A 20,751-nucleotide genomic window follows, 5' to 3' on the forward strand; every position below is an offset into this window, starting at 1 on the left:
TCAGCAACCCTTCAACGTGGCGTCGTGCCTGGCGGCACTGCCGAGCCGCCGGGCCTGCGCCACGTCGGGGAAGACCACGCTCTGACCGGCCGTCGCGCCGATCCGGCCGCGGATCACGCAGGTGGTGATCTTGGCGGGCTCGACCTGCGCGACTGCCTGGGCGAGCTCGTAGAGCTCGGCCGGCCCGAGGTTGGTCGACATGTGCTTGAGCACCGTCATCACCCCGCGCTCGATGAAGCCGGGACGATCGGCCTGCGACCGGATGCGTGCGTGGATGCCGCGCAGGGTGCGCTGCTGGTTGGCGGAGCGGTCGAAGTCTCCGCCCGGCAGCGACTTGCGGATCCGGGAGAAGGCCATCGCGTCATAGCCGCCGAGGTGGATTCGACCGGCCTTGAACCCCTCCTTCTTGAGGTAGGGGTCGTAGAAGCGCCGCGGGTTGTGAACCTCGATGCCGCCGATGTCGTCGACCATGTCCTCGAAGAACGGGAAGCGCGTCACCATGACGTAGTCGGCCGTGATGCCGGTCAGGTTGGCCATCGCACCGGCCATCGCCTGCGGGCCGCCGAAGTAGAGGGCCGCGTTGATCTTCTGCATGCCGTGCCCCGGGATGGACACCCAGGAATCGCGTGGCACGCCGATCGCGGTCGCTGCGTCGGTCCGGGTGTTGATGCCGACCAGCTGCAGCGCGTCGCCGCGGCTGCGCAGCATGTCCTGGCCGGGCCGGGCGTCGGAGCCGACGGCGAGGATCCAGATCACGTCGGGTCCCACCGAGACGCCGCCGGCCCGCTTGATCCGGACGAGCTCGACGTCGGTGGGCTCCACGCTCGAGGTGGGTACGGCGAACGCCGCTGCTGCCAGGACGAGGGCCAGCACTCCGTGGCGCATCGAGCGCGCGAGCCGCGAGGACTTCACAGCCACCCCTTCGTGACGTCGTAGCCGAAGATCCGCCAGCCTGCGGCCCCGCGGGTCAGGAACAGTCGTCCACGCACCTGGAGCCGGCGGGTGCGCTCCCCGGTCGTGCGGACGCGCAGGTCGAAGCGGGCGGTCACGGACCGCGCGCGCTGGTCGACCGCGAGCAGGTCGAGGCGCACCTTGCGCATCAGCGGCGTGACGGAGTCGGCCGCCAGGTCGCGGTTGGTCATCAGCGCCCGGTCGAAGGTCGCTCGCCTGCGCGCGCCTGGGGTGAAGCCGGGGAAGGCCGCGGACAGCTTCGTCCCCGAGTCGGCACCGGAGAGGTAGGCCGCCTCCCACCAGCGATCGACGACGACGGCGATCTCCTTGCGCACGGCCTTGCGGCGCGTCCCCGGCAGGCGCCCGACGACGTGGCCGATCTCGGTCGTGGTCGTCAGCTGCGACGGCGTGGTGGCCCCGACGTGGCTCACCCTGGGGGCGTCGGGACCCGACGCCGCAGGCATGTCGGGACTGCAGCCGGTCAGGGCGACGCCCGAGAGGACAAGGGCAAGGCCCAGCGACAGGGAGCCGGCCAGGCCCCGGGCCCGCAGGGGTCGGCCCGGGATGGAATTACGCATGAAATCTCCAGTAGTGGCGCACGTGGTGCCGGTGGTGCATGTGGTCCTGATGACACCTTGCCCCAAACACCCCTCCCCGCCCTGCATTTGTGCGCGTGTGGGACTAGCCTTGACAACCGATCGCACATCCACTGACGTGCCTATCCGGAAGAGGCGAAGCAAGCCGTGCCGCAGTCCCCCACCGATCAGTCCGGCAACATGTCCGTTGCCCCGTCCTCCGACCTGGGAGCCAACGAGTGGCTCGTGGACGAGATGCGTGAGCAGTACGCCACGGATCCGGGCAGCGTCACACCGGAATGGGCCGCCTATTTCTCGGCCAACGGCACGACCACCGCCACCACCCCCGCCAGCTCCCCGGCCCCGGCCGCCCAGGCACCCGCCGCCCCGGCCCCGGCCGCAGCACCTGCCGCTGCGCCCGCCGCCGCTGCTCCGGCCCCGGCCGCCCAGGCCAAGCCGCGCCCCACCGCCGCCGCTGCTGAGCCCGCCGCCGGCACCTCCACCCCGGTCGCCAAGGACCCGAAGCCCGCCGCCCCGGCTGCCGCGAGCGACGAGCCGACCACCACCGTGCTGCGCGGCATCGCTGCGGCCACCGCCAAGAACATGGATCTGTCGCTGGCGGTCCCGACCGCGACGAGCGTGCGCAACATCCCGGTCAAGCTGCTGTGGGACAACCGCATCGTCATCAACAACCACCTCAAGCGGGCCCGCGGCGGCAAGGTGTCCTTCACCCACCTCATCGGCTACGCCATCGTCAAGGCGATCAAGTCGCAGCCGGCGATGAACAACACCTTCGCCGAGGTCAACGGCAAGCCGACCATGGTCACGCCGGCCCACATCAACCTCGGCCTGGCGATCGACCAGCAGAAGCCCGACGGGACGCGCCAGCTGGTCGCTCCGTCCATCAAGGGCTGCGAGTCGATGGACTTCGCGCAGTTCTGGACGGCGTACGAGGAGATCGTGCGCAAGGCCAAGGACAACAAGCTGACGATGGAGGACTACTCCGGCACCACGGTCAGCCTCACCAACGTCGGCGGGCTCGGCACCAACAACTCGGTGCCGCGGCTCATGCAGGGCCAGGCCGCGATCGTCGGCGTCGGCTCGATGGACTTCCCCCCGGAGTTCCAGGGTGCGTCCGAGGAGACCCTGACCCGCAACGCCGTCTCGCGGATCATGACGATGACATCGACCTATGACCACCGCGTCATCCAGGGTGCGCAGTCCGGCGAGTTCCTGCGCGCCGTGCACCAGCTGCTGCTCGGCGACGCCGGCTTCTACGACGAGATCTTCCGCTCACTGCGAATCCCCTACGAGCCCATCCGCTGGGCGCAGGACGTCTCGGCGAGCCACGACGAGGACGTCAGCAAGCAGGCGCGGATCCTCGAGCTGATCCACTCCTACCGCGTGCGCGGCCACCTGATGGCCGACACCGACCCGCTGGAGTACAAGCAGCGCAGCCACCCCGACCTCGAGGTCGAGCAGCACGGCCTGACGCTGTGGGACCTCGACCGCGAGTTCGCCACCGGTGAGTTCGGCGGCGCCCGCAGCTTCATGAAGCTGCGCAGCGTGCTGGGCATCCTGCGTGACTCCTACTGCCGCACCGTCGGCATCGAGTACATGCACATCATGGATCCCGAGCAGCGTCGCTGGATCCAGGAGCGCGTCGAGCAGCCGCACACCAAGCCGCCGCGCGAGGAGCAGCTGCGCATCCTGCTCAAGCTCAACCAGGCCGAGGCGTTCGAGACCTTCCTGCAGACGAAGTTCGTCGGCCAGAAGCGGTTCAGCCTCGAGGGTGGCGAGACCACGATCCCCGTGCTCGACGAGATCTGCGAGGCGGCCGCCGAGGCCGGCCTCGACGAGGTCACGATCGGGATGGCCCACCGTGGCCGCCTCAACGTCCTGGCCAACATCGTGGGCAAGAAGTACAGCCAGATCTTCCGCGAGTTCGAGGGCAACATCGACCCGCGCACGGTCCAGGGCTCCGGCGACGTGAAGTACCACCTCGGCGCGGAGGGCATCTTCCTCTCCGGGCTCGGCGACACCATCAAGGTCTCCGTCGCGGCCAACCCCTCCCACCTCGAGGCGGTCGACCCGGTGCTCGAGGGCATCGCGCGCGCCAAGCAGGACGTCCTCAATCAGGGTGCCGAGTACCCCGTGCTGCCGCTGCTCGTCCACGGCGACGCGGCCTTCGCGGGCCAGGGAGTCGTCGCCGAGACGCTCAACCTGTCCCAGCTGCGCGGCTACCGCACCGGCGGCACGATCCACGTCGTCGTGAACAACCAGGTCGGCTTCACCACCTCGCCCGGCTCGTCCCGTTCGTCGCTCTACTGCACCGACGTCGCGCGGATGGTCCAGGCGCCGATCTTCCACGTCAACGGTGACGACCCGGAGGCGTGCATCCGCGTCGCCCGGCTCGCCTTCGAGTACCGCCAGGCGTTCAACAAGGACGTCGTCATCGACCTGGTCTGCTACCGCCGTCGCGGCCACAACGAGGGTGACGACCCGTCGTACACCCAGCCGCTGATGTATGACCTGATCGAGCAGAAGCGCTCGGTGCGCAAGCTCTACACCGAGTCGCTCATCGGTCGCGGCGACATCACCGTCGAGGAGGCCGAGCAGGTCCTCAAGGACTACCAGCTGCAGCTCGAGCGCGTCTTCACCGAGGTCCGCGAGGCCAGCAACGACTCCGTCTCGGAGTGGACCACCGTCCCCGACTACCCCGACAAGCCGGCCGGCGAGTTCACCACCGCGGTCAGCCAGGACGTCCTCAAGCGGATCGCGGACTCCTACGTCACCCCGCCCGAGGGCTTCACCGTCCACCCCAAGGTCATGCCGCAGCTCCAGCGCCGCTCGACGGCGATCACCAGCGGCCCGATCGACTGGGGCACCGGCGAGATCCTCGCCTTCGGCTCGTTGCTGATGGACGGGCGACCGGTCCGGCTCGCCGGCCAGGACTCGCGTCGCGGCACGTTCGTGCAGCGCTTCGCGACCATCATCGACCGCACCAACGCCGACGAGTGGACCCCGCTGACCAACCTCACCGAGGACCAGGCGAAGTTCCACATCTACGACTCCCTGCTCTCCGAGTACGCCGCCCTGGGCTTCGAGTACGGCTACTCCGTGGCCCGGCCCGATGCGCTGGTGCTGTGGGAGGCCCAGTTCGGTGACTTCGTCAACGGCGCGCAGACGGTCATCGACGAGTTCATCTCCGCCGGCCAGACCAAGTGGCGCCAGCAGTCGGGCGTCGTGCTCCTGCTCCCCCACGGCTACGAAGGCCAGGGCCCGGACCACAGCTCGGCGCGCATCGAGCGCTTCTTGACCATGGCGGCCGAGGACGCGATGGTCGTGGCCCAGCCGTCGACGCCTGCGTCCTACTTCCACCTGCTGCGGCGTCACTCGCTCGGCGAGGAGCACCGCCCGCTGGTGGTGTTCACGCCGAAGTCGATGCTCAAGCGCAAGGAAGCGGCCTCGCAGCCCGAGGACTTCATCGGTGACACCACGTTCCGTCCCTTCATCGGCGACGAGACGGCCGACCCGGCCAAGGTCGAGACGCTGCTGCTCTGCTCGGGTCGCGTCACCTGGGACCTGATGGTGGACCGGGCCAAGCGCGAGAACGGCGAGACCTTCGCCATCGGCCGCGTGGAGTGCCTCTACCCGCGTCCGGTCGACGAGATCACCGCCGAGATCGCCAAGTACCCCAACCTCAAGGCGATCCGCTGGGTGCAGGACGAGCCGAAGAACATGGGCCCGTGGCCGCACTACCAGCTCAACGTGTGGCCGGGCTTCGACCTCACGGTCGAGCCGGTCACCCGGCCCGAGTCCGCGTCGCCGTCGGTGGGCACGATCAAGCGCCACGTCGAGGAGCAGAAGTCGCTGCTCGACGCCGCGTTCGCTGCCCCGACCGCGGCTCCGGCCCGGGACTACTGAGAGCCGTCGGGGCGGATGTACTTCACGGACCGAGGTCTGGAGGAGCTCGAGAAGCGCCGGGGTGACGAGGAAGTCACCCTGGCCTGGCTCGCCGAGCAGCTGCAGGTCTTCGTCGACACGTTCCCCGAGTTCGAGATCCCGATCGAGCGCTTCGCCACCTGGCTGGCTCGCCTCGACGATCCCGAGGACTGACGGAGCCGACGCCCCGTACACACAGAGAAGGAGACCGGTCGCAGGGCGACCGGTCTCCTTCTTCGTGTTGTGTCAGGCGGCGCCGCTCAGGCGTCGTCGTCCTGGGCTCGCCTGGCGGCGTCGCGGATCTCGAAGAGCTCCGTGGCGAAGCCCCCGAGCGACCCGGCGACGTCCTTCACGGCCCCGGTGATGATCGTCGTCACCTGGCCCACCGTCGTGGCAGCCGCGCCCACGACGTCTTGTACGGCGTCCTTGCGGATCTCGGTCCTGCTCAAGCGCGTCATGGCGCCAGTCTCACGCGGCGGCGGCACGCTCGGCAACCGGCGCCGGTTCCTGAGACGTCGAGCGCGTGGGCAGGGCCAGGCGACCGATCTTCTTCGCGACGCTCAACAGCTGCTTGTGCAGCGGTCCCGTGTTGTACGCCAGGCCGTAGCGCTCGCAGATCTCGCGCACCTCGACGGCGATCTCGGGGTAGCGCCGAGCCGGGATGTCCGGGAAGAGGTGGTGCTCGATCTGGTGGCTGAGGTTGCCGCTCATCAGGTGCATCAGCTTGGAGCCGGAGATGTTGGCCGAGCCGAGGAGCTGGCGGTAGTACCAGTGACCACGCGACTCCTCGGGCCCGTTCGGGCCCTCGATGTCGAGGCACTCCTCCTCGGTGAACGTCGCGACGCCCGCGGGGAAGTGACCGCAGAAGATGATGTTGAAGGCCCAGATGTTGCGGATCAGGTTGGCGCTCGCGTTGCCGGCCAGCGTCAGCGGGAACAGCGGTCCGGTCAGGGCCGGGAACAGCAGGTAGTCCTTCAGCGCCTGGCGCTTGACCTTGCGCATGATCCCCGCGTGCAGGGCCTTGTTCTGCTCCCACTCACGGGTGCCCTTGACGAGGTTCTCGACCTCGAGGTCGTGCATCGCGACGCCCCATTCGAAGAACAGCATCAGCGCGAGGGCGTAGACGGGGTTGCCGAGGTAGTAGGGGTGCCAGGGCTGGTCCTCGTCCATGCGCAGGATGCCGTAGCCGACGTCGCGGTCCTTGCCCAGGATGTTGGTGAACGTGTGGTGGATGTAGTTGTGGCTGTACTTCCACTGCTCGCCGGGGCAGACGTTGTCCCAGTCGTAGATGCGCGAGTTGAGCTTGGGATCGCCCATCCAGTCGTACTGGCCGTGCATCACGTTGTGGCCGATCTCCATGTTCTCCAGGATCTTGGAGACGGAGAGCGCGGCGACCGCGAGCGGCCACGCCGGCGGGACGTAGAAGAGCGCGCGGCCGGCGACCTCGAACTGCTGCTGGCGCTTGACGATGCCGCGGATGTAGGCCGCGTCCTCCTCGCCCAGGTCGGCGATGACCCGCTGGCGGATCGCGTCGAGCTCGCGCCCGAACTCGTCGAGCTGGTCACGGGTGAGTGTCGTGGTCATGTGACTTCCTTTCAGAGGTCCACGGAGCAGTCGCCGACGGGCGCGCTCACGCAGATGCGGATGTCTTCGTCGGGCAGGGAGGATTCCTCGCCCGTCAAGATGTTGCGGACGGTGCCGTCCGTCTTGGTGGCGGTGCAGGAGAAGCAGATGCCCATGCGGCAGCCGAACTCCGGGCGCAGGCCCAGCGCCTCGGCCTGCTCGAGCAGCGACGCGCCCGTGTTGGCGGCGGCGGTGCCCGCGCGGGTGAAGCTGACCTCACCCTCGGCCGTGCCGGTGGAGACCGTCGGCGGCTTGAAGAACTCGACACGCAACCGGTCCGCGCCGTCGTAGGCGTCCTGGACGAGGTCCACGAGCCCACCGGGGCCGCAGACCCACGTGTCGGTGCCGCGGTAGTCGGGCACCAGCCGACGCAGCTCGAACTCGCTGAACGTCTGGTCGCCGTAGCGCAGGTGCACGTCGACGTGGTTGTCGGCGGCGGCGATCTCGGCCAGCTCGGCGGCGAAGATCTGGTCGGCCTCGCTGCGCGCGAAGTGCAGGAACGTCACCTTGCGGTTGGCGCGGTCGTCGTACCCGTCCCTCAACAAGGTCCGGACGATCGACATCGCCGGGGTGATCCCGGAGCCACCGGTGATGAACAGGAGGCGGTTGTTGGTGGGGGTGGCCGCACTCTCGTGCAGCGTGAAGTCCCCTGCCGCCTGGCTCAGGTGCACCATCTGGCCGGGGCGCGCCTCGTGGACGAGGAACTTGCTGACCTGTCCCTCGTCGTGCGCACGGACGGTGAGGGTGATCTGCTCGCCCGGCAGCGACGCGGCCGAGGAGATGGAGAAGCAGCGGGTCATCCGGCGTGCGGAGCCCGGCAGGTCGACGCCGACCTGGACGTACTGGCCGGCGCGGTGCCCGCGCCAGGTGCCGGTCGGCTGCAGGGTCACGGTGGCGACGCAGGCGCCGGGCGTGTCCGTCTCGCGGTGTATGGCGACGACACGCGCCCGCACGTCGTGAGCGGCCCACATCGGGTTCAGCTGCTCGAGGTAGTGGTCGACGCCGTGCGGTGAGGCGAGCGCGGCGGCCGCACGGGACCGCAACAGGGTCGTGACGAGTGCCATCCGGGGCCTCCTTCCAAAGTTTGAGTGAACGTGTGTTCACTCAGATTCTGGCGGGCCCGGGGCTCCCGGTCAACCAGGCCCGAGCGTGATCCAGACCACCGTGTGCACATGCGTCCACCCAACGGCTGGACTAGGATCGCAGGCATGGCAGCACAGGTCGAGGTGATCGAGAGCCGCAGCGAGCGCAAGGAGCGCACCCGCCGCGCCATCCTCGACGCCGCGCTCCAGCTCACCGAGGACAGCAGCCTCGTCGCGATCTCCCTGCGCCAGGTCGCCAAGGAGGTCGGGATCGTCCCCACCGCCTTCTACCGGCACTTCGAATCCGTCGAGTCGCTCGGTCTCGCCCTGGTCGACGAGAGCTTCGAGTCGCTGCGCGGCCTGTTGCGCGAGGTCTGGCTCCGCTCGCCGCAGTTCCAGGACTACATCGACGGCTCGCTGCCGGTGCTGGCCGAGCACGTGCGCGCCCACCGCGCCCACTACTCCTTCATCGCGCGCGAGCGGGCGGCTGGTCCCCCGCGCGTCCGCGAGGCCATCCGGCACGAGATCGAGCTCATCAGCCGCGAGCTGGCCACCGACGTCGCCCGGCTGCCCGACGGGCAGGCGTTCTCCACCGACCACCTCAACCTGCTCGCCGACCTCATCGTGTCCTTCGTCGTCACGACGGCCGAGCGCCTGATCGAGGACCCGGGTGCGGAGGCGCGGATCCTGGCCGACACCCGCACCCAGCTGCGGATGCTGATGGTCGGCGCCATCAACTGGCGCTCTGCACGCTGAGGGTGTGGCACGCTCCGGGCATGGGCCTCGCGACCGACCTCGGCTACCACCACCGCTCCCCCGGCGCGTTCCAGCGCGCGATCCAGGCCTTCGCCTCGTCGCGACCCGGCGCGTGGGTGTTCTCGAAGCTGCTGCGACACCTCGACGCGGTCGTCCTGCGCGTGACCCGCGGCCAGCACACCGCGCCCGGCCTGCTGGCGGGACTGCCGGTGCTGGACCTGACGACCACCGGCAGGAAGTCCGGCCAGCCGCGCACCAGCCACCTCATCTCGGTCCCCGTCGGTGACGACCTGGCCGTGCTCGGCACCAACTTCGGCCAGCCCCGGACCCCCGCGTGGGTGCTCAACCTGGAAGCCGACCCGCGCGCCGTCGTGACCTACCAGCAGCGCACCGTCGAGGTCGTGGCCCGCCCGGCGTCGCCGGACGAGGTGCGCGAGGTGATGGAGCGTGCGCGCGCGATCTACGGCGGCTACGAGAAGTACCAGCAGCGCATCAGCGGTCGCCGGGTGCGGATCTTCAGGCTCGAGCCGGCGCCGGCCGCACGGTGACGTCGGGGATGGTCGCGTCCCCGGGCAGGTCGAGCACGTGCAGCACCGTGCTCACCACCGTCTCGGCGCGGAGCCACCGCGACGCGTCGTAGGCGCTCCCCTCCTGCTCGTGCACCTTCTCCTGCATCGGCGTGGCGGTGCGGCTCGGGTAGACGGTGGTGACACGGACGCCGTGCTCCGACTCCTCGGCGCGCAGCGCGTCGGCCAGGGCCCGGAGGCCGAACTTGGACGCGGCGTACGACGACCATCCGGCGCTCGCACTGAGGCCAGCCGACGAGTTCACGAACACCGCGATGCCCCGGCTCGCACGCAGGTGAGGGAGCAGCTCGCGGGTGAGCACCGCCGGTGACGTCAGGTTGACGGCGAGCTGCTCCTCCCAGTCGTGCAGGCGAAGGCGCGACACCGGGCTGAGCTCGACGACGCCCGCGACGTGCAGCAGCGAGTCGACCGGGCCGTCGACCTGCCGGCCGAGACCGTTGAGCGTCCCCGGGTCGGCGAGGTCGGCGACCAGCACCTGCGCCTGAGGGAAGTCGGCCGTGAGCGCTGCCACCGCCTCGTCGCCGCGCGCCAGCAGCACGAGCCGGTCGCCGCGCTCGGCGAGCGCCCGGGCGAGGGCGGCGCCGATGCCCGAGGTGGCACCGGTCAGGACATGGGTCCTCATCGGCTCGTCCTCATCGGGTCAGGACGATCTTCCCGAACACGTCCCCCTCGGCCATCGCCGCGAACCCGTCGCGAGCCTGCTCCATCGGCAGCACGCGGTCGATCAGCGGCCGGGTGCCGGTGGCGTCGAGCAGGTTGACCAGCGATGCGAGCTCGCTGCGGGTGCCCATGGTGGAGCCGATGACCTGCAGCTGCAGGAAGAAGATCCGGGTGAGCTCGGCGTCGTCGAGGTTGGGCCCGCTCGTCGTGCCGCTGATCACGATCTTGCCGCCGGGGCGCAGCGACCGCACGGAGTGCGACCACGTCGCGCGACCGACGGTCTCCATCGCGGCGTCGACCTTGACGGGCAGCCGGGCCCCGGACTCGAAGACCTCGTGGGCGCCGATCTCGAGGGCGCGGGCGCGCTTGGACTCGTCACGGCTGGTGGCCAGCACCTTGAGCCCGCCGGCCCGGGCGAGGGTGATCAGAGCAGTCGCGACGCCACCGCCGGCACCCTGCACCAGCACGGTGTCGCCGGCCTTCAGCCCGCCCTGGGTGAAGAGCATGCGGTAGGCCGTGAGCCAGGCCGTCGGCAGGCACGCGGCCTCCTCGAAGCTCATCGAGGCGGGCTTGGGCACGACGTTGGCCCGCGGCACGACGACCTTGTCGGCGAACGTGCCCTGGTGGCGCTCCGAGAGCAGCGACCGCCTCGGGTCCAGGGTCTCGTCGCCGCTCCAGTCGGGGTCGCTGATGACGGCGTGCACGACGACCTCGTTGCCGTCCTCGTCGAGGCCGGCCGCGTCGCAGCCGAGGATCATCGGCAGCGACTCCTGCTTGAGGCCCACCCCACGCAACGACCACAGGTCATGGTGGTTCAGGCTCGCGGCCTTGACGGTGATCGTCGTCCAGCCCTCAGGGGGCGTCGGGTCGGGGCGCTCACCGACCACGAGGCCGGACAGCGGGTCGTCGGAGGAGAAGGCATCGGCGTACACAGCGAACATGGGTCCGACCCTAATGGGCTCCCAAGATGGCGGTGTTCCGCAGCCACCTGATGACTGGGGAGTACCGCTGTGCTCGGCGAACCAGCGGGTGCGAGTCAGTCGAGCGAGCGCAGGACCCGGATGCCGAGCAGGTCGACGCTGCGCGACTGGTTGGCCAGCACCACGACGGCGTCGCGCCGATCAGGCCGGAAGCCCGCGAAGGAGCGGTAGCCGCCGGTGCCACCGTTGTGCCACCAGAGCCGCTGCGGCTTGTCGATGCGCATCCACCCGAGGCCGATGGTCAGCTTGGGGTCGTCGCGCAGGACGTGGGTCAGCCGGATCGCGTCACCCAGCGGCGTGTGGTCGGGATCCAGCTGCGCCGCCAGGAAGCGCAGCATGTCGTCGGCCGTCGAGCGCAGGGCGCCGGCGGCGGGCATGCCCTCGAGCGGCCACGGCGCCGCCGGCCTGCCACGACCGCGGTGCCCGGGCACCACCCGGGACCGCTGGACCACACCGAGGTGGCCGTCGACCACGGTGTCGACCAGGCCGAGGGGTGCACAGATGCGCTCGACCACGAGGTCGGCATAGGTCCGCCCGGTCGCGGTCGCCAGGGCGAGGCCGAGCACGCCGACCCCGAGGTTGGAGTAGTGGACCGGGCCGGTGCCGGGAGTGCGCTTCAATGTCGCCGCGCCCAGTGCCCGGAGCAGGCCCTCGGAGGTGAGGCGCGCGTAGGGGTCGCGACCGCGCAGCATCTCGACGGATCCGGCGACCACCGGGATCGGGGCGTTGGGCAGACCCGAGGTGTGCGTCGCCAGGTGCTCGAGCGTGATCTCGACACCCGAGCTCGACGGGACCGTCGTGCCCGCCGGCAGGAGGTCACGCACGGGCGTGTCCAGCGACCACTCCCCCCGCACGACCCCGTCGGCCAGCAGCAACGACGTGAAGGTCTTGGTGATCGAGCCGATCTCGAAGATCGACTGGCCGTCCAGGAGCCCGCCGTCGGCCGTACGCCCACGCACCGACGTCTCCCCGTCGCGCAGCACGCCGATGACGAGACCGGCGCGGCGGCGTACGCCTCGCTCCAGCTCGGCGAGGACGCTCGACTCCACGTTCAGAGGCGAGCGACCCCGTCGCGACGAGCGGCCTCGGCCACCGCCGTGCGTACGGCGTCGGGAACCCGCGGATCGAACGGCGACGGGATGATCAGGTCCTCGGCCAGGCCGTCGCCGACGAGGTCGGCGAGCGCAGTCGCGGCGGCGAGCTTCATGTTCTCGGTGATCGCCGTGGCGTGCACGTCGAAGGCACCGCGGAAGATCCCGGGGAAGGCCAGCACGTTGTTGATCTGGTTGGGGAAGTCGGAGCGACCCGTGGCCACGACGCGGGCGTACTTGTGCGCGACGTCGGGGTGCACCTCGGGCATCGGGTTGGCCAGGCCGAAGATGATCGCGTCGGGCGCCATCGTCGCCACGATCTCCTCGGGCACGGTGCCGCCGGACACACCGATGTAGACGTCCGCACCGTCCATCGCGTCGGCGAGGGTGCCGCTGCGACCGAAGTTGTCGGCCGTCTCCTTCGCAAGGGCGGCCTTGACGGGCGTGAGGTCGGAGCGGGTGGAGCTCAGCACGCCCTGGCGGTCGATGACCGCGATGTCGCGCACGCCGGCACCCAGCAGGATGCGGGCGACGGCCACGCCGGCAGCCCCGGCGCCGGAGATGACGACACGGGTGCCCTCAGGGGTGCGACCGGTCAGGCGCAGCGCGTTGGTCAGCGCGGCCAGGGCGACCACGGCTGTGCCGTGCTGGTCGTCGTGGAAGACGGGGATGTCGAGGCTGGCCTTGAGCCGGTCCTCGATCTCGAAGCACCGGGGTGCGGAGATGTCCTCGAGGTTGATCCCGCCGAAGCTGGGAGCGAGCCGCTGGACGGTCTCGATGATCTCCTCGACGTCGGTGGTGTCGAGGCAGATCGGCACGGCGTCGACGCCGCCGAACTGCTTGAACAGCACCGCCTTGCCCTCCATCACCGGCATCGCGGCGGCGGGCCCGATGTCGCCGAGGCCGAGCACGGCGGTGCCGTCGCTGACGATCGCGACGACGTTGGGCACCCAGGTGTAGTGCTGGGTCATGCCCGGGTCTGCCGCGATTGCTTCACAGACGCGGGCGACGCCGGGGGTGTAGGCCAGTGACAACTCGTCTCGACCGGTCAGCTCGACGGTCGAGACGGTCTCCATCTTGCCGCCGAGATGCAGGTCGAAGACGGGGTCACCGGCGAAGGGGTGCGACTCCGGTTCCATGCCCCGATCCTTCCACAGCCGTGGTCCGCGACAGGCGGCGTCCCACGCACCATCACATCCGCCGTGGGGAAGGCCACAGTCGTAGTCGCACGACGCCGAGCACCGCGTCGTCCGCGAACGGCCCCCGGTGGCGGGAGTCGACTCCCTCGTCGGGGTTGTCGCTGAGCAGCCACCAGCCCTGCCCTGCGGAACGGTGGGAGCGTCGCTCCGCGGCGCGTTTCACCGCCACCGTGCCGTCCGGGAAGCGAGCCACGACCAGGTCTCCGGCGGTCGGTACGGCGCCGTACGACACGACCAGGCGATCGCCCTCACCCAGCGTCGGCTCCATCGAGCGACCGCGCACGACAGCCATGCCGTAGCGGCCACCCGTCCGGGTGGAACCCCGATGAATTGGGTCCTTCACGCGGAGTAGTGTCGCAGCGAACGTGAGAACTCACCTACCTGAGAGGACTGCGATGTTCCCCCAGCTCTTCGCTCCCACCATCGATGTCTCCGCCCACTGCGACCTGCCGTGCGGCGTCTACGACCCCGCCCAGGCGCGCATCGAGGCCGAGTCGATCAAGGCGATCATCGCCAAGGTCGCCGACAACGACGACCCCGACTTCCGCACCCGCGCGGTCCTGATCAAGGAGCAGCGCTCCGAGCTCGTCAAGCACCACCTCTGGGTGCTGTGGACCGACTACTTCAAGCCGCCGCACTTCGAGAAGTACCCGCAGCTGCACACCCTCGTCAACGAGGCCACCAAGCTGGCCGGCGCGGGCGGCACCAAGGGTGAGCTCGACGCCGGCAAGGCCGACGAGCTGCTCGCGAAGATCGACGAGATCGCGGAAATCTTCTGGGAGACCAAGAAGGCCTGAACGTAGTGAAGGCCTTCGCGGTCCGAAGCGCGACTGAGCTCGCGAAGTCGCGACCGCTCAAGAAGGCCTGAGCTTCGTTCAGCCCTTCCTGCAAACGATCGGGGCCGGTTCCTCCACCGAGGAGCCGGCCCCGGTTAGTGTGTCCGCACCGCCACCTGGACGGACCACCTGGTCGAACCATCTCGAGAACGGGACGCAGATTGTGAGTGCCCCCACCAGCGACGACAGCGCGACCGGCGACCGTACCCGCGCAGACGTCGAGCTGCGGCTGCCCGCCGACGGCGCCTACGCCTCCGTGCTCCGCACGACGACGGCCGCGCTGGCGGCCCGCCTGGACTTCACCATCGACGACATCGAGGACCTGCGGATCGCGGTCGCCGAGGCCGGTGCGATGGTGCTGCCCGCGGCCGACCCGGACGCCGACCTGGTCGCGCGTTTCCACCTCGGCCGCGGCACCATGACCGTCGAGGTCTCGACCGACGCGATGGACAACCCCGAGCCCGACCTCGACAGCTTCGCGTGGCAGGTGCTCGACACCTTGGCCAGCGACGCGACGGTCGTCTCGGAGCAGGGCGTGTTCCGGGTCCGGTTCACCATGGCGTCCCAGCTGGCCGCGAGAGCGGCCGGCCAGCCGACGGGTGCCGAGCTCTGAGATGACCCAGGACGCGACGGGGGACGGCGCGGTGGTGGGCGGTGCGGAGGCCGTCTACGACGACGCGCCGGTCGAGCTCACCAAGATCGAGATCACGCGCCAGCGCAGCGCGGAGTTCTTCGTGACCTTCCGCGACGAGGACTCCTCGGAGGCTGTGCGCGCGGGCGCGCGCGAGGACCTGGTGCACCTGCACCTGCCGCTGGTCGAGCACTGCGCGCGCCGGTTCCGCAACCGCGGCGAGCCGCACGAGGACCTCGTGCAGGTCGGCACCATCGGCCTGATCAAGGCCGTGGACCGCTTCGAGACCGACCGCGGCGTCGAGTTCTCGACCTATGCCACCCCGACGATCATCGGCGAGATCAAGCGCTACTTCCGCGACAAGGGCTGGGCCATCCGCGTGCCTCGGCGCCTGCAGGAGCTGCGGATGCAGATCACCGCGGCCACCGCGGAGCTGACGCAGAAGCTGGGCCGCTCCCCCACGCCGCGCGAGCTGGCCGAGCTGATCGGTTGCACGGTGGAGGAGATCATCGAGGGGATGGAGTCGAGCAACGCCTACTCCACGCTCAGCCTCGACGCCAGCGGCGACAGCTCCGACGACGGGCCACCGAGCCTGCTGGACTCACTCGGCGTCGACGACCACAACCTCGAGCACGTCGAGATCCGCGAGTCGATCAAGCCGCTCCTCGAGGGCCTCGACCCGCGCGAGAAGCGGATCCTGCTCCTGCGGTTCTTCAAGAACATGACGCAGTCACAGATCGCCGAGGAGATCGGGGTCTCGCAGATGCACGTGTCGCGGTTGCTGACCAAGACCCTCAAGCAGCTGCGGACCTCGCTCGAGCAGGACTGACCTCAGCGACCGTCCGCGTCGTTGATCGCCTCGATGCTCGCGGGGTGCAGCATCCCGGCGATCACGATCAGCGCGACGACGCCGATGGCCACCGAGATGAGCGTCGTCTCGCCGCCGCGCAGGTTCCAGGCCAGGCCCAGCGCGATCAGCTGCGCGAGCAGGATCGGTCCCCGCGTCCAGGTGTGTCCGCGCGTGATCAGCCAGCCGCAGGCCAGCAGCAGCAGCCCGAACGCCGCGAAGAACACCGCCGTGGTCAGGCCCATGGTGAGCCGGCCGCCGGTGAGGCTGGCGACCTCCAGCACGGCCAGGCACATCAGCACGAGGCCTTCGACGGCCGTCACGGAGGCTGCCGTCACGAGGGGCGGCGGCGCGGTCGGCGGCATTTCGCTGTTCACGAGGGCAGCCTATGCGGCATCATGGCGGGGTGGCCGTCGGCCCGATGTAGTGACTTTGTGACGGAAGTGACCCTGACAGGGGTTGTTAATCGATCCACTTCTTGCCACGCTGGGCACGCGCTCGTGAATGCGTTCACACTTTCGTGCCCACACCACGACGCCCGGGCTCCGCTGACCGCCCGCACACAGCCTGCAGATGATGAAAGAGGAACCCCCACTCCATGGATTGGCGCTCGCGCTCTGCCTGCCTCGACGAGGACCCGGAGCTGTTCTTCCCGATCGGCAACACCGGTCCGGCCATCCTCCAGATCGAGGAGGCCAAGCAGGTGTGCCGACGCTGCGAGGTGCGCGAACAGTGCCTCGCGTGGGCGCTGGAGGCCGGTCAGGACCACGGCGTGTGGGGCGGACTCAGCGAGGACGAGCGCCGCTCGCTCAAGCGCCGCAACGCCCGCGCCCGCGTCCGCACCGCCTGAGGGTCACCTCCGAGCCGTCAGTCCAGGGGTACGTCCACCTGGACCCGCGCCCCGGTGCCGTCGCTGGCCGGGCCCATCTCGATCATCCCGCCCAGCTCTGACTCGACCAGGGTGCGCACGATCGAGAGGCCCAGGCTGCTGGTGGCGTCCGGATCGAAGTCGGCCGGCAGGCCCACACCGTCGTCCTGTACGGCGAGGTGCAACCGGCCGACGATGCGGCGCGCACTGACCTGGATCAGGCCGGTGCGCGCGGGATCGGTCTCGGCGAGGTCGGCCATCCCGGGATAGCCGTGCTCGACGGCGTTCTGCAAGATCTCGGTCAGCACCATGGCCAGCGCCGTGGCGGTCTCCGAGGCGAGCACGCCGAAGGATCCGTCGCGCGCGACACGGACGCGTCCGCTCACGGCACTGACGTCGGTCACCAACCGGGAGAGCCGGTCGGCGATCTCGTCGAAGTCGACGGTCTCCTCGACCGCTTGGCTCAAGATCTCGTGCACGATCGCGATCGAGCCCACGCGCCGCACCGCCTCCTCGAGCGCGGCCTTGGCCTCCGGCTGGCCGATCCGGCGGGCCTGGAGGCGCAACAGCGCCGCGACCGTCTGCAGGTTGTTCTTCACGCGGTGGTGGATCTCACGGATGGTGGCGTCCTTGGTGACCAGCTCACGGTCGCGCCGGCGCAGGTCGGTGACGTCGCGGAGCAGGATCACCGCACCGATGCGGTCGCCGTGCGGTCGCAGCGGGATGCTGCGCACGATCAGGGCGACGTCCTCGGCGGCGATCTCCGTGTCGCGGTCGGCGCGCCCGCTCAGCACCGCGCTGAGCGACTCCTCGTCGGGACGGCGCCGCGGTGGCACGAGCTCGCGGGTCAGGTCGGCCAGCACGAGGTTGGTCAGGTCGCCGTGCAGGCCGAGGCGGCGATAGACCGACAGCGCGTTGGGGCTGGCGTAGGCGACCTTCCCGTCCGCGTCGAGGCGCAGGAACCCGTCGCCGACCCGCGGCGAGTCGGCGTGGTCGCTGCGCTGGCCCGCCGGCGGGAACCAGCCGCCCGCGATCATCTGTGTCAGCTCGGCGGCCGTCTGCAGGTAGGACAGCTCGAGCCGGCTCGGGGTGCGGACGCCGAGCAGGTTGGTGTTGCGGGCCACCACCGCGATGATCCGGCCTGCCCGCCGTACGGGAATCGCCTCGACCCGGACGGGGACGTCGTCGCGCCACTCCGGGTCGCCCTCGCGCACGAGGCGACCGTGCTGGTAGGCCTCGTCCACCATCCGCCGGCGCCCGACCGGGACGAAGGTGCCGACGACGTCGTCGGGCAGCGACGTGGGCCCGGTCGTCGGGCGCATCTGCCCGCAGGCCCAGAAACCGTGGCCCTCCCGGTCGGGCAGCCACATCACCAGATCGGCGAACGAGAGGTCGGCGATGATCTGCCAGTCGGCCATCAACAGGTGCAGCCACGCGACGTCGTCGTCGTCGAGATCGGTGTGTGCTCGGACGAGCTCGAGGAGAGACGGCACGACCACACCCTAGTGAGCGTCCCCGGTTCGCCCCACGGACGATCGGCTGGCAGGATGTGGCCATGGCCACTGGGTACTGGCAGGAGATCCTCTCGAAGGGTCTCGCCGTCCCCGATGACAGGCCTCTGGACGACCTCACGGCCGAGCTCACGACCATGCTCGGCTCCCCCGATCCGGAGCAGCGCGACGGCACCGCCTACCCCGCGCTGGCGACCTGGATCGACCGCGGTGTCTACGACGACCTGCTCTCCGGCCTCGGCGACGGCATGGCTGCCGGCCTGGTCGTCGGGCTCGGTGAGAGGGGCACCGACACCGTCTTCCGTCGCAGCTTCTCGGTGCTCGCGCTGGCCGAGTGCCTGGCCCGCGACAACACCAAGCTGCTGCTGCCGGGGGCCCGCGTCTTCGACTGGGGCGACCGGGTCGCGTCGTGGTTCCTGCGTGAGCGCGACACCCGCGGCTTCGTGCCCGGCAAGGGCTGGGCGCACGCGATCGCGCACGGTGCCGACGCGATCGGGATCCTCGCCCAGTCGCCCTACTTCGCCACCAACGAGCTGACGGTCTTCCTCGACGTCATCGCCGACCGGCTGCTGATGATCGACACCCCTCTCCTCGTCGCGGGCGAGACCGACCGGATGGCCGCGGCCACGATGCAGATCCTGCGCCGCAACGTCGTCAGCCTGAAGGTGCTCGAGCCGTGGGTGTTCCGCATCGCCGCCGGTGCCAACCCGTTCGGCAGCAGCGGCGACCACGACCCCTACCAGCTCGCGGGCAACGCCCAGGCCTACCTCCGCTCGCTGCACGTGCAGCTGACGCTGGCGAGCAACCCTCCCGGCGTGCGCCCCGACCTGATCCTGGTCCTGGTCGAGGCACTGAAGGCGACGAACTTCCCGTTCCTGTCGCTGCCCACCGCCTCCGCCTGAAACCCGCGTCCGTGTTGGGCGCATGCTCTAGCGTGCGGGCATGAGTGAAGACATCGCGGGCCACAGCGGCGAGCTGGCGGTCTCCGTCGCGCGGGCACACGGCGTGCAGACCATGTTCACGCTGTCGGGGGCACACGTCTTCCCGATGTACGACGGGGCCGTCAAGGCCGAGCCGCCGATGCGCCTGCTCGACGTGCGCCACGAGCAGACGGCGGCCTTCGCGGCCGAGGCCACCGGCAAGCTGACCCGGGTGCCGGGGCTGGCCGTGCTGACCGCCGGCCCGGGCGTCACCAACGGCATCTCCGCGATCGCGCAGGCGCAGTTCGCCGGCTCCCCGATGGTCGTGGTCGGCGGTCGCGCCCCGGCCAACCGCTGGGGCAGCGGCGCCCTGCAGGAGATCGACCACCTGCCGATCGTCGCCCCCGTCACCAAGCAGGCTCGCACCCTGCACACCGCCGCCGACGTGGCCGCGGGCTTCGACGACGCCTTCAGCGTCGCCCGCTCCTCGCACCGCGGTCCGGTGTACGTCGACATCCCGATGGACGAGTTCTTCAGCTCCGGCTCCGGACCGGCGTCCGCGGGGTCGGCCGCGGCCGTCCTCGAGCCCGACGGCGACGACATCGCCCGGATCGCCGCCCTGCTGGCCGAGTCGCACCACCCGCTGCTGATCCTGGGCACCGACGTCTGGGCCGACCACGCGGAGGACGCCGCCCTGCGGCTGGTCGAGTCGCTCGGCATCCCGACGCTGACCAACGGCATGGGGCGCGGCCTGCTGCCTGGCGGTCACCCGCTGCTCGTCACGAAGGCCCGCGGCGCCGCGATCAACGGTGCCGACCTGGTCATCGTGGTCGGCACCCCCCTCGACTTCCGGCTCGGCTACGGCATCTTCGGTGGCCCCGACAAGAGCCCCAGCGGCGCCTTCGCCAAGGTCGTGCACGTCGCCGACTCCCCCGGCCAGCTCTCGACGCACGCCGAGCTGGCGGCCTCGGTCGCCGGTGACCTGTCCGCGGTCCTCGACGGGCTGGTGGTCGCCGTACAGGGAAGGACGCGTGACTGGTCCGGTTGGGCAGCCGAGCTGGCCGACGTCGTGAAGGCCGCGACCGCGCGCGACAACGAGCTGCTGACGGCCGAGGCCGACCCGATCCACCCGGCGCGCATCTACGGCGAGCTGGTCCCCCGGCTCGCGGACGACGCGGTCGTGATCGGGGACGGCGGTGACTTCGTCAGCTTCGCCGGCAAGTTCGTCGAGCCCCAGCGCCCCGGCGGCTGGCTCGACCCCGGTCCCTACGGCTGCCTGGGGGCGGGTCTCGGCGCCGCCATCGCGGCCCGCATCGCCCGGCCGTCCGCACAGGTCGCGCTGCTGCTCGGCGACGGCGCCGCCGGCTTCTCGCTGATGGACGTCGACACCCTGGTCCGCCACGACCTCCCCGTCGTGATGGTGATGGGCAACAACTCCGCCTGGGGCCTGGAGAAGGGTCCGATGCAGATGCTCTACGGCTACGACGTCGCGGCCGACCTGGCCCAGCAGACGGCCTACCACGAGGTCGTCAAGGCGCTCGGCGGTGCCGGGGAGAAGGTCACCGACCCGAAGGACATCGGCCCCGCGCTCGACCGGGCCTTCGACTCGGGCGTGCCCTACCTCGTCAACATCATCACCGACGTCGAGGCCGCCTACCCGCGCAGCACGTTCGGGATCTGAGCGAGCCG

General features: G+C 70.3%; 22 protein-coding genes. 10 read left to right on the top strand and 12 right to left on the bottom strand.

Features of this window, described 5'->3' with window-relative positions; all coding sequences use genetic code 11:
- Together C9J87_RS11195 and C9J87_RS11200 are read right to left on the bottom strand one after the other, a co-directional pair.
- A complete protein-coding gene (locus C9J87_RS11195) occupies positions 1-912 on the bottom strand; it encodes an LCP family protein (RefSeq protein ID WP_232820029.1) in 912 nt (303 codons plus the stop codon).
- Positions 909-1,529, bottom strand: coding sequence for a hypothetical protein (locus tag C9J87_RS11200; protein ID WP_157953178.1), 621 nt, complete (start codon positions 1,527-1,529; stop codon positions 909-911). Before C9J87_RS11200 ends, C9J87_RS11195 begins: the two co-directional genes overlap by 4 nt.
- A gap of 165 nt (positions 1,530-1,694) precedes the next feature.
- Here C9J87_RS11200 and C9J87_RS11205 point away from each other — a divergent pair, with 165 nt between their 5' ends.
- Both C9J87_RS11205 and C9J87_RS19970 read left to right on the top strand, forming a co-directional pair.
- Positions 1,695-5,453 carry a multifunctional oxoglutarate decarboxylase/oxoglutarate dehydrogenase thiamine pyrophosphate-binding subunit/dihydrolipoyllysine-residue succinyltransferase subunit gene (locus C9J87_RS11205; RefSeq protein WP_408635549.1) on the top strand — a complete coding sequence of 1,253 codons (3,759 nt, stop codon included), beginning with the start codon at positions 1,695-1,697 and terminating at the stop codon, positions 5,451-5,453.
- Positions 5,454-5,468: 15 nt separating this feature from the next.
- Positions 5,469-5,645, top strand: coding sequence for a DUF6104 family protein (locus C9J87_RS19970; protein WP_198016959.1), 177 nt, complete (start codon positions 5,469-5,471; stop codon positions 5,643-5,645).
- 86 nt (positions 5,646-5,731) lie between these two features.
- Here the strand turns inward: C9J87_RS19970 and C9J87_RS11210 are convergent, their stop codons facing one another.
- The 3 genes from C9J87_RS11210 to C9J87_RS11220 are packed head-to-tail and all read right to left on the bottom strand — an operon-like array spanning position 5,732 to position 8,158.
- Positions 5,732-5,929, bottom strand: a complete 198-nt coding sequence (locus tag C9J87_RS11210; RefSeq protein WP_036492391.1) for a hypothetical protein — start codon at positions 5,927-5,929, stop codon at positions 5,732-5,734.
- A gap of 10 nt (positions 5,930-5,939) precedes the next feature.
- Positions 5,940-7,055, bottom strand: coding sequence for a fatty acid desaturase family protein (locus tag C9J87_RS11215; protein ID WP_010832377.1), 1,116 nt, complete (start codon positions 7,053-7,055; stop codon positions 5,940-5,942).
- An 11-nt stretch (positions 7,056-7,066) separates the two neighbouring features.
- Complete coding sequence (locus C9J87_RS11220) at positions 7,067-8,158, bottom strand: ferredoxin reductase (protein ID WP_107705562.1); 1,092 nt, start codon at positions 8,156-8,158, stop codon at positions 7,067-7,069.
- Between the two features lie 144 nt (positions 8,159-8,302).
- Here C9J87_RS11220 and C9J87_RS11225 point away from each other — a divergent pair, with 144 nt between their 5' ends.
- The gene (locus tag C9J87_RS11225) at positions 8,303-8,932 is read left to right on the top strand and encodes a TetR family transcriptional regulator (RefSeq protein WP_107705563.1); all 630 of its coding nucleotides are present in this window, start codon (positions 8,303-8,305) and stop codon (positions 8,930-8,932) included.
- Positions 8,933-8,952: 20 nt separating this feature from the next.
- A complete protein-coding gene (locus C9J87_RS11230; RefSeq protein ID WP_107705564.1) occupies positions 8,953-9,480 on the top strand; it encodes a nitroreductase family deazaflavin-dependent oxidoreductase in 528 nt (175 codons plus the stop codon).
- On the opposite strand, the gene C9J87_RS11235 is transcribed toward C9J87_RS11230, so the two are convergent.
- From C9J87_RS11235 to C9J87_RS11255, 5 genes are all read right to left on the bottom strand, one after another.
- Positions 9,449-10,141 (bottom strand): SDR family oxidoreductase, encoded by a 693-nt coding sequence (locus tag C9J87_RS11235; protein WP_107705565.1) that lies wholly within the window; start codon positions 10,139-10,141, stop codon positions 9,449-9,451. The two genes, C9J87_RS11230 and C9J87_RS11235, sit on opposite strands and share 32 nt — an antisense overlap.
- A 10-nt stretch (positions 10,142-10,151) precedes the next feature.
- Positions 10,152-11,120: a zinc-binding dehydrogenase gene (locus C9J87_RS11240; protein WP_107705566.1), complete on the bottom strand. Its 969-nt coding sequence runs from the start codon at positions 11,118-11,120 to the stop codon at positions 10,152-10,154.
- A gap of 95 nt (positions 11,121-11,215) precedes the next feature.
- A complete protein-coding gene (locus C9J87_RS11245; protein WP_157953179.1) occupies positions 11,216-12,208 on the bottom strand; it encodes a serine hydrolase domain-containing protein in 993 nt (330 codons plus the stop codon).
- A 2-nt stretch (positions 12,209-12,210) separates the two neighbouring features.
- Positions 12,211-13,389, bottom strand: a complete 1,179-nt coding sequence (locus C9J87_RS11250; RefSeq protein WP_107705568.1) for an NAD(P)-dependent malic enzyme — start codon at positions 13,387-13,389, stop codon at positions 12,211-12,213.
- 52 nt (positions 13,390-13,441) lie between these two features.
- Entirely contained in the window at positions 13,442-13,792 is a 351-nt protein-coding gene (locus C9J87_RS11255) for a S26 family signal peptidase (RefSeq protein WP_232211587.1), read from the bottom strand.
- Positions 13,793-13,844: 52 nt separating this feature from the next.
- Here C9J87_RS11255 and sodN point away from each other — a divergent pair, with 52 nt between their 5' ends.
- From sodN to C9J87_RS11270, 3 genes are all read left to right on the top strand, one after another.
- Positions 13,845-14,246 (top strand): superoxide dismutase, Ni, encoded by a 402-nt coding sequence (sodN, locus tag C9J87_RS11260; protein ID WP_010832368.1) that lies wholly within the window; start codon positions 13,845-13,847, stop codon positions 14,244-14,246.
- Between the two features lie 202 nt (positions 14,247-14,448).
- Positions 14,449-14,898 carry an ATP-binding protein gene (locus C9J87_RS11265; RefSeq protein WP_107705569.1) on the top strand — a complete coding sequence of 150 codons (450 nt, stop codon included), beginning with the start codon at positions 14,449-14,451 and terminating at the stop codon, positions 14,896-14,898.
- A gap of 1 nt (position 14,899) precedes the next feature.
- Positions 14,900-15,745, top strand: coding sequence for an RNA polymerase sigma factor SigF (locus C9J87_RS11270; protein ID WP_010832366.1), 846 nt, complete (start codon positions 14,900-14,902; stop codon positions 15,743-15,745).
- Between the two features lie 2 nt (positions 15,746-15,747).
- Here the strand turns inward: C9J87_RS11270 and C9J87_RS11275 are convergent, their stop codons facing one another.
- Positions 15,748-16,140, bottom strand: a complete 393-nt coding sequence (locus tag C9J87_RS11275) for a hypothetical protein (RefSeq protein WP_157953180.1) — start codon at positions 16,138-16,140, stop codon at positions 15,748-15,750.
- A 221-nt stretch (positions 16,141-16,361) separates the two neighbouring features.
- Here C9J87_RS11275 and C9J87_RS11280 point away from each other — a divergent pair, with 221 nt between their 5' ends.
- Complete coding sequence (locus C9J87_RS11280; RefSeq protein ID WP_010832364.1) at positions 16,362-16,613, top strand: WhiB family transcriptional regulator; 252 nt, start codon at positions 16,362-16,364, stop codon at positions 16,611-16,613.
- 17 nt (positions 16,614-16,630) lie between these two features.
- On the opposite strand, the gene C9J87_RS11285 is transcribed toward C9J87_RS11280, so the two are convergent.
- Positions 16,631-18,124, bottom strand: coding sequence for a sensor histidine kinase (locus C9J87_RS11285; RefSeq protein ID WP_107705617.1), 1,494 nt, complete (start codon positions 18,122-18,124; stop codon positions 16,631-16,633).
- A gap of 62 nt (positions 18,125-18,186) precedes the next feature.
- Between C9J87_RS11285 and C9J87_RS11290 the strand changes: the two genes are divergently transcribed.
- A complete protein-coding gene (locus C9J87_RS11290; RefSeq protein ID WP_010832362.1) occupies positions 18,187-19,044 on the top strand; it encodes a DUF2785 domain-containing protein in 858 nt (285 codons plus the stop codon).
- A gap of 40 nt (positions 19,045-19,084) precedes the next feature.
- A complete protein-coding gene (locus tag C9J87_RS11295) occupies positions 19,085-20,743 on the top strand; it encodes an acetolactate synthase (protein ID WP_107705571.1) in 1,659 nt (552 codons plus the stop codon).
- Positions 20,744-20,751 lie beyond the last annotated feature (8 nt).

It is taken from the genome of Nocardioides allogilvus, assembly GCF_003047285.1.
In the GTDB taxonomy this organism is placed as follows: Bacteria; Actinomycetota; Actinomycetes; order Propionibacteriales; family Nocardioidaceae; genus Nocardioides; species Nocardioides allogilvus.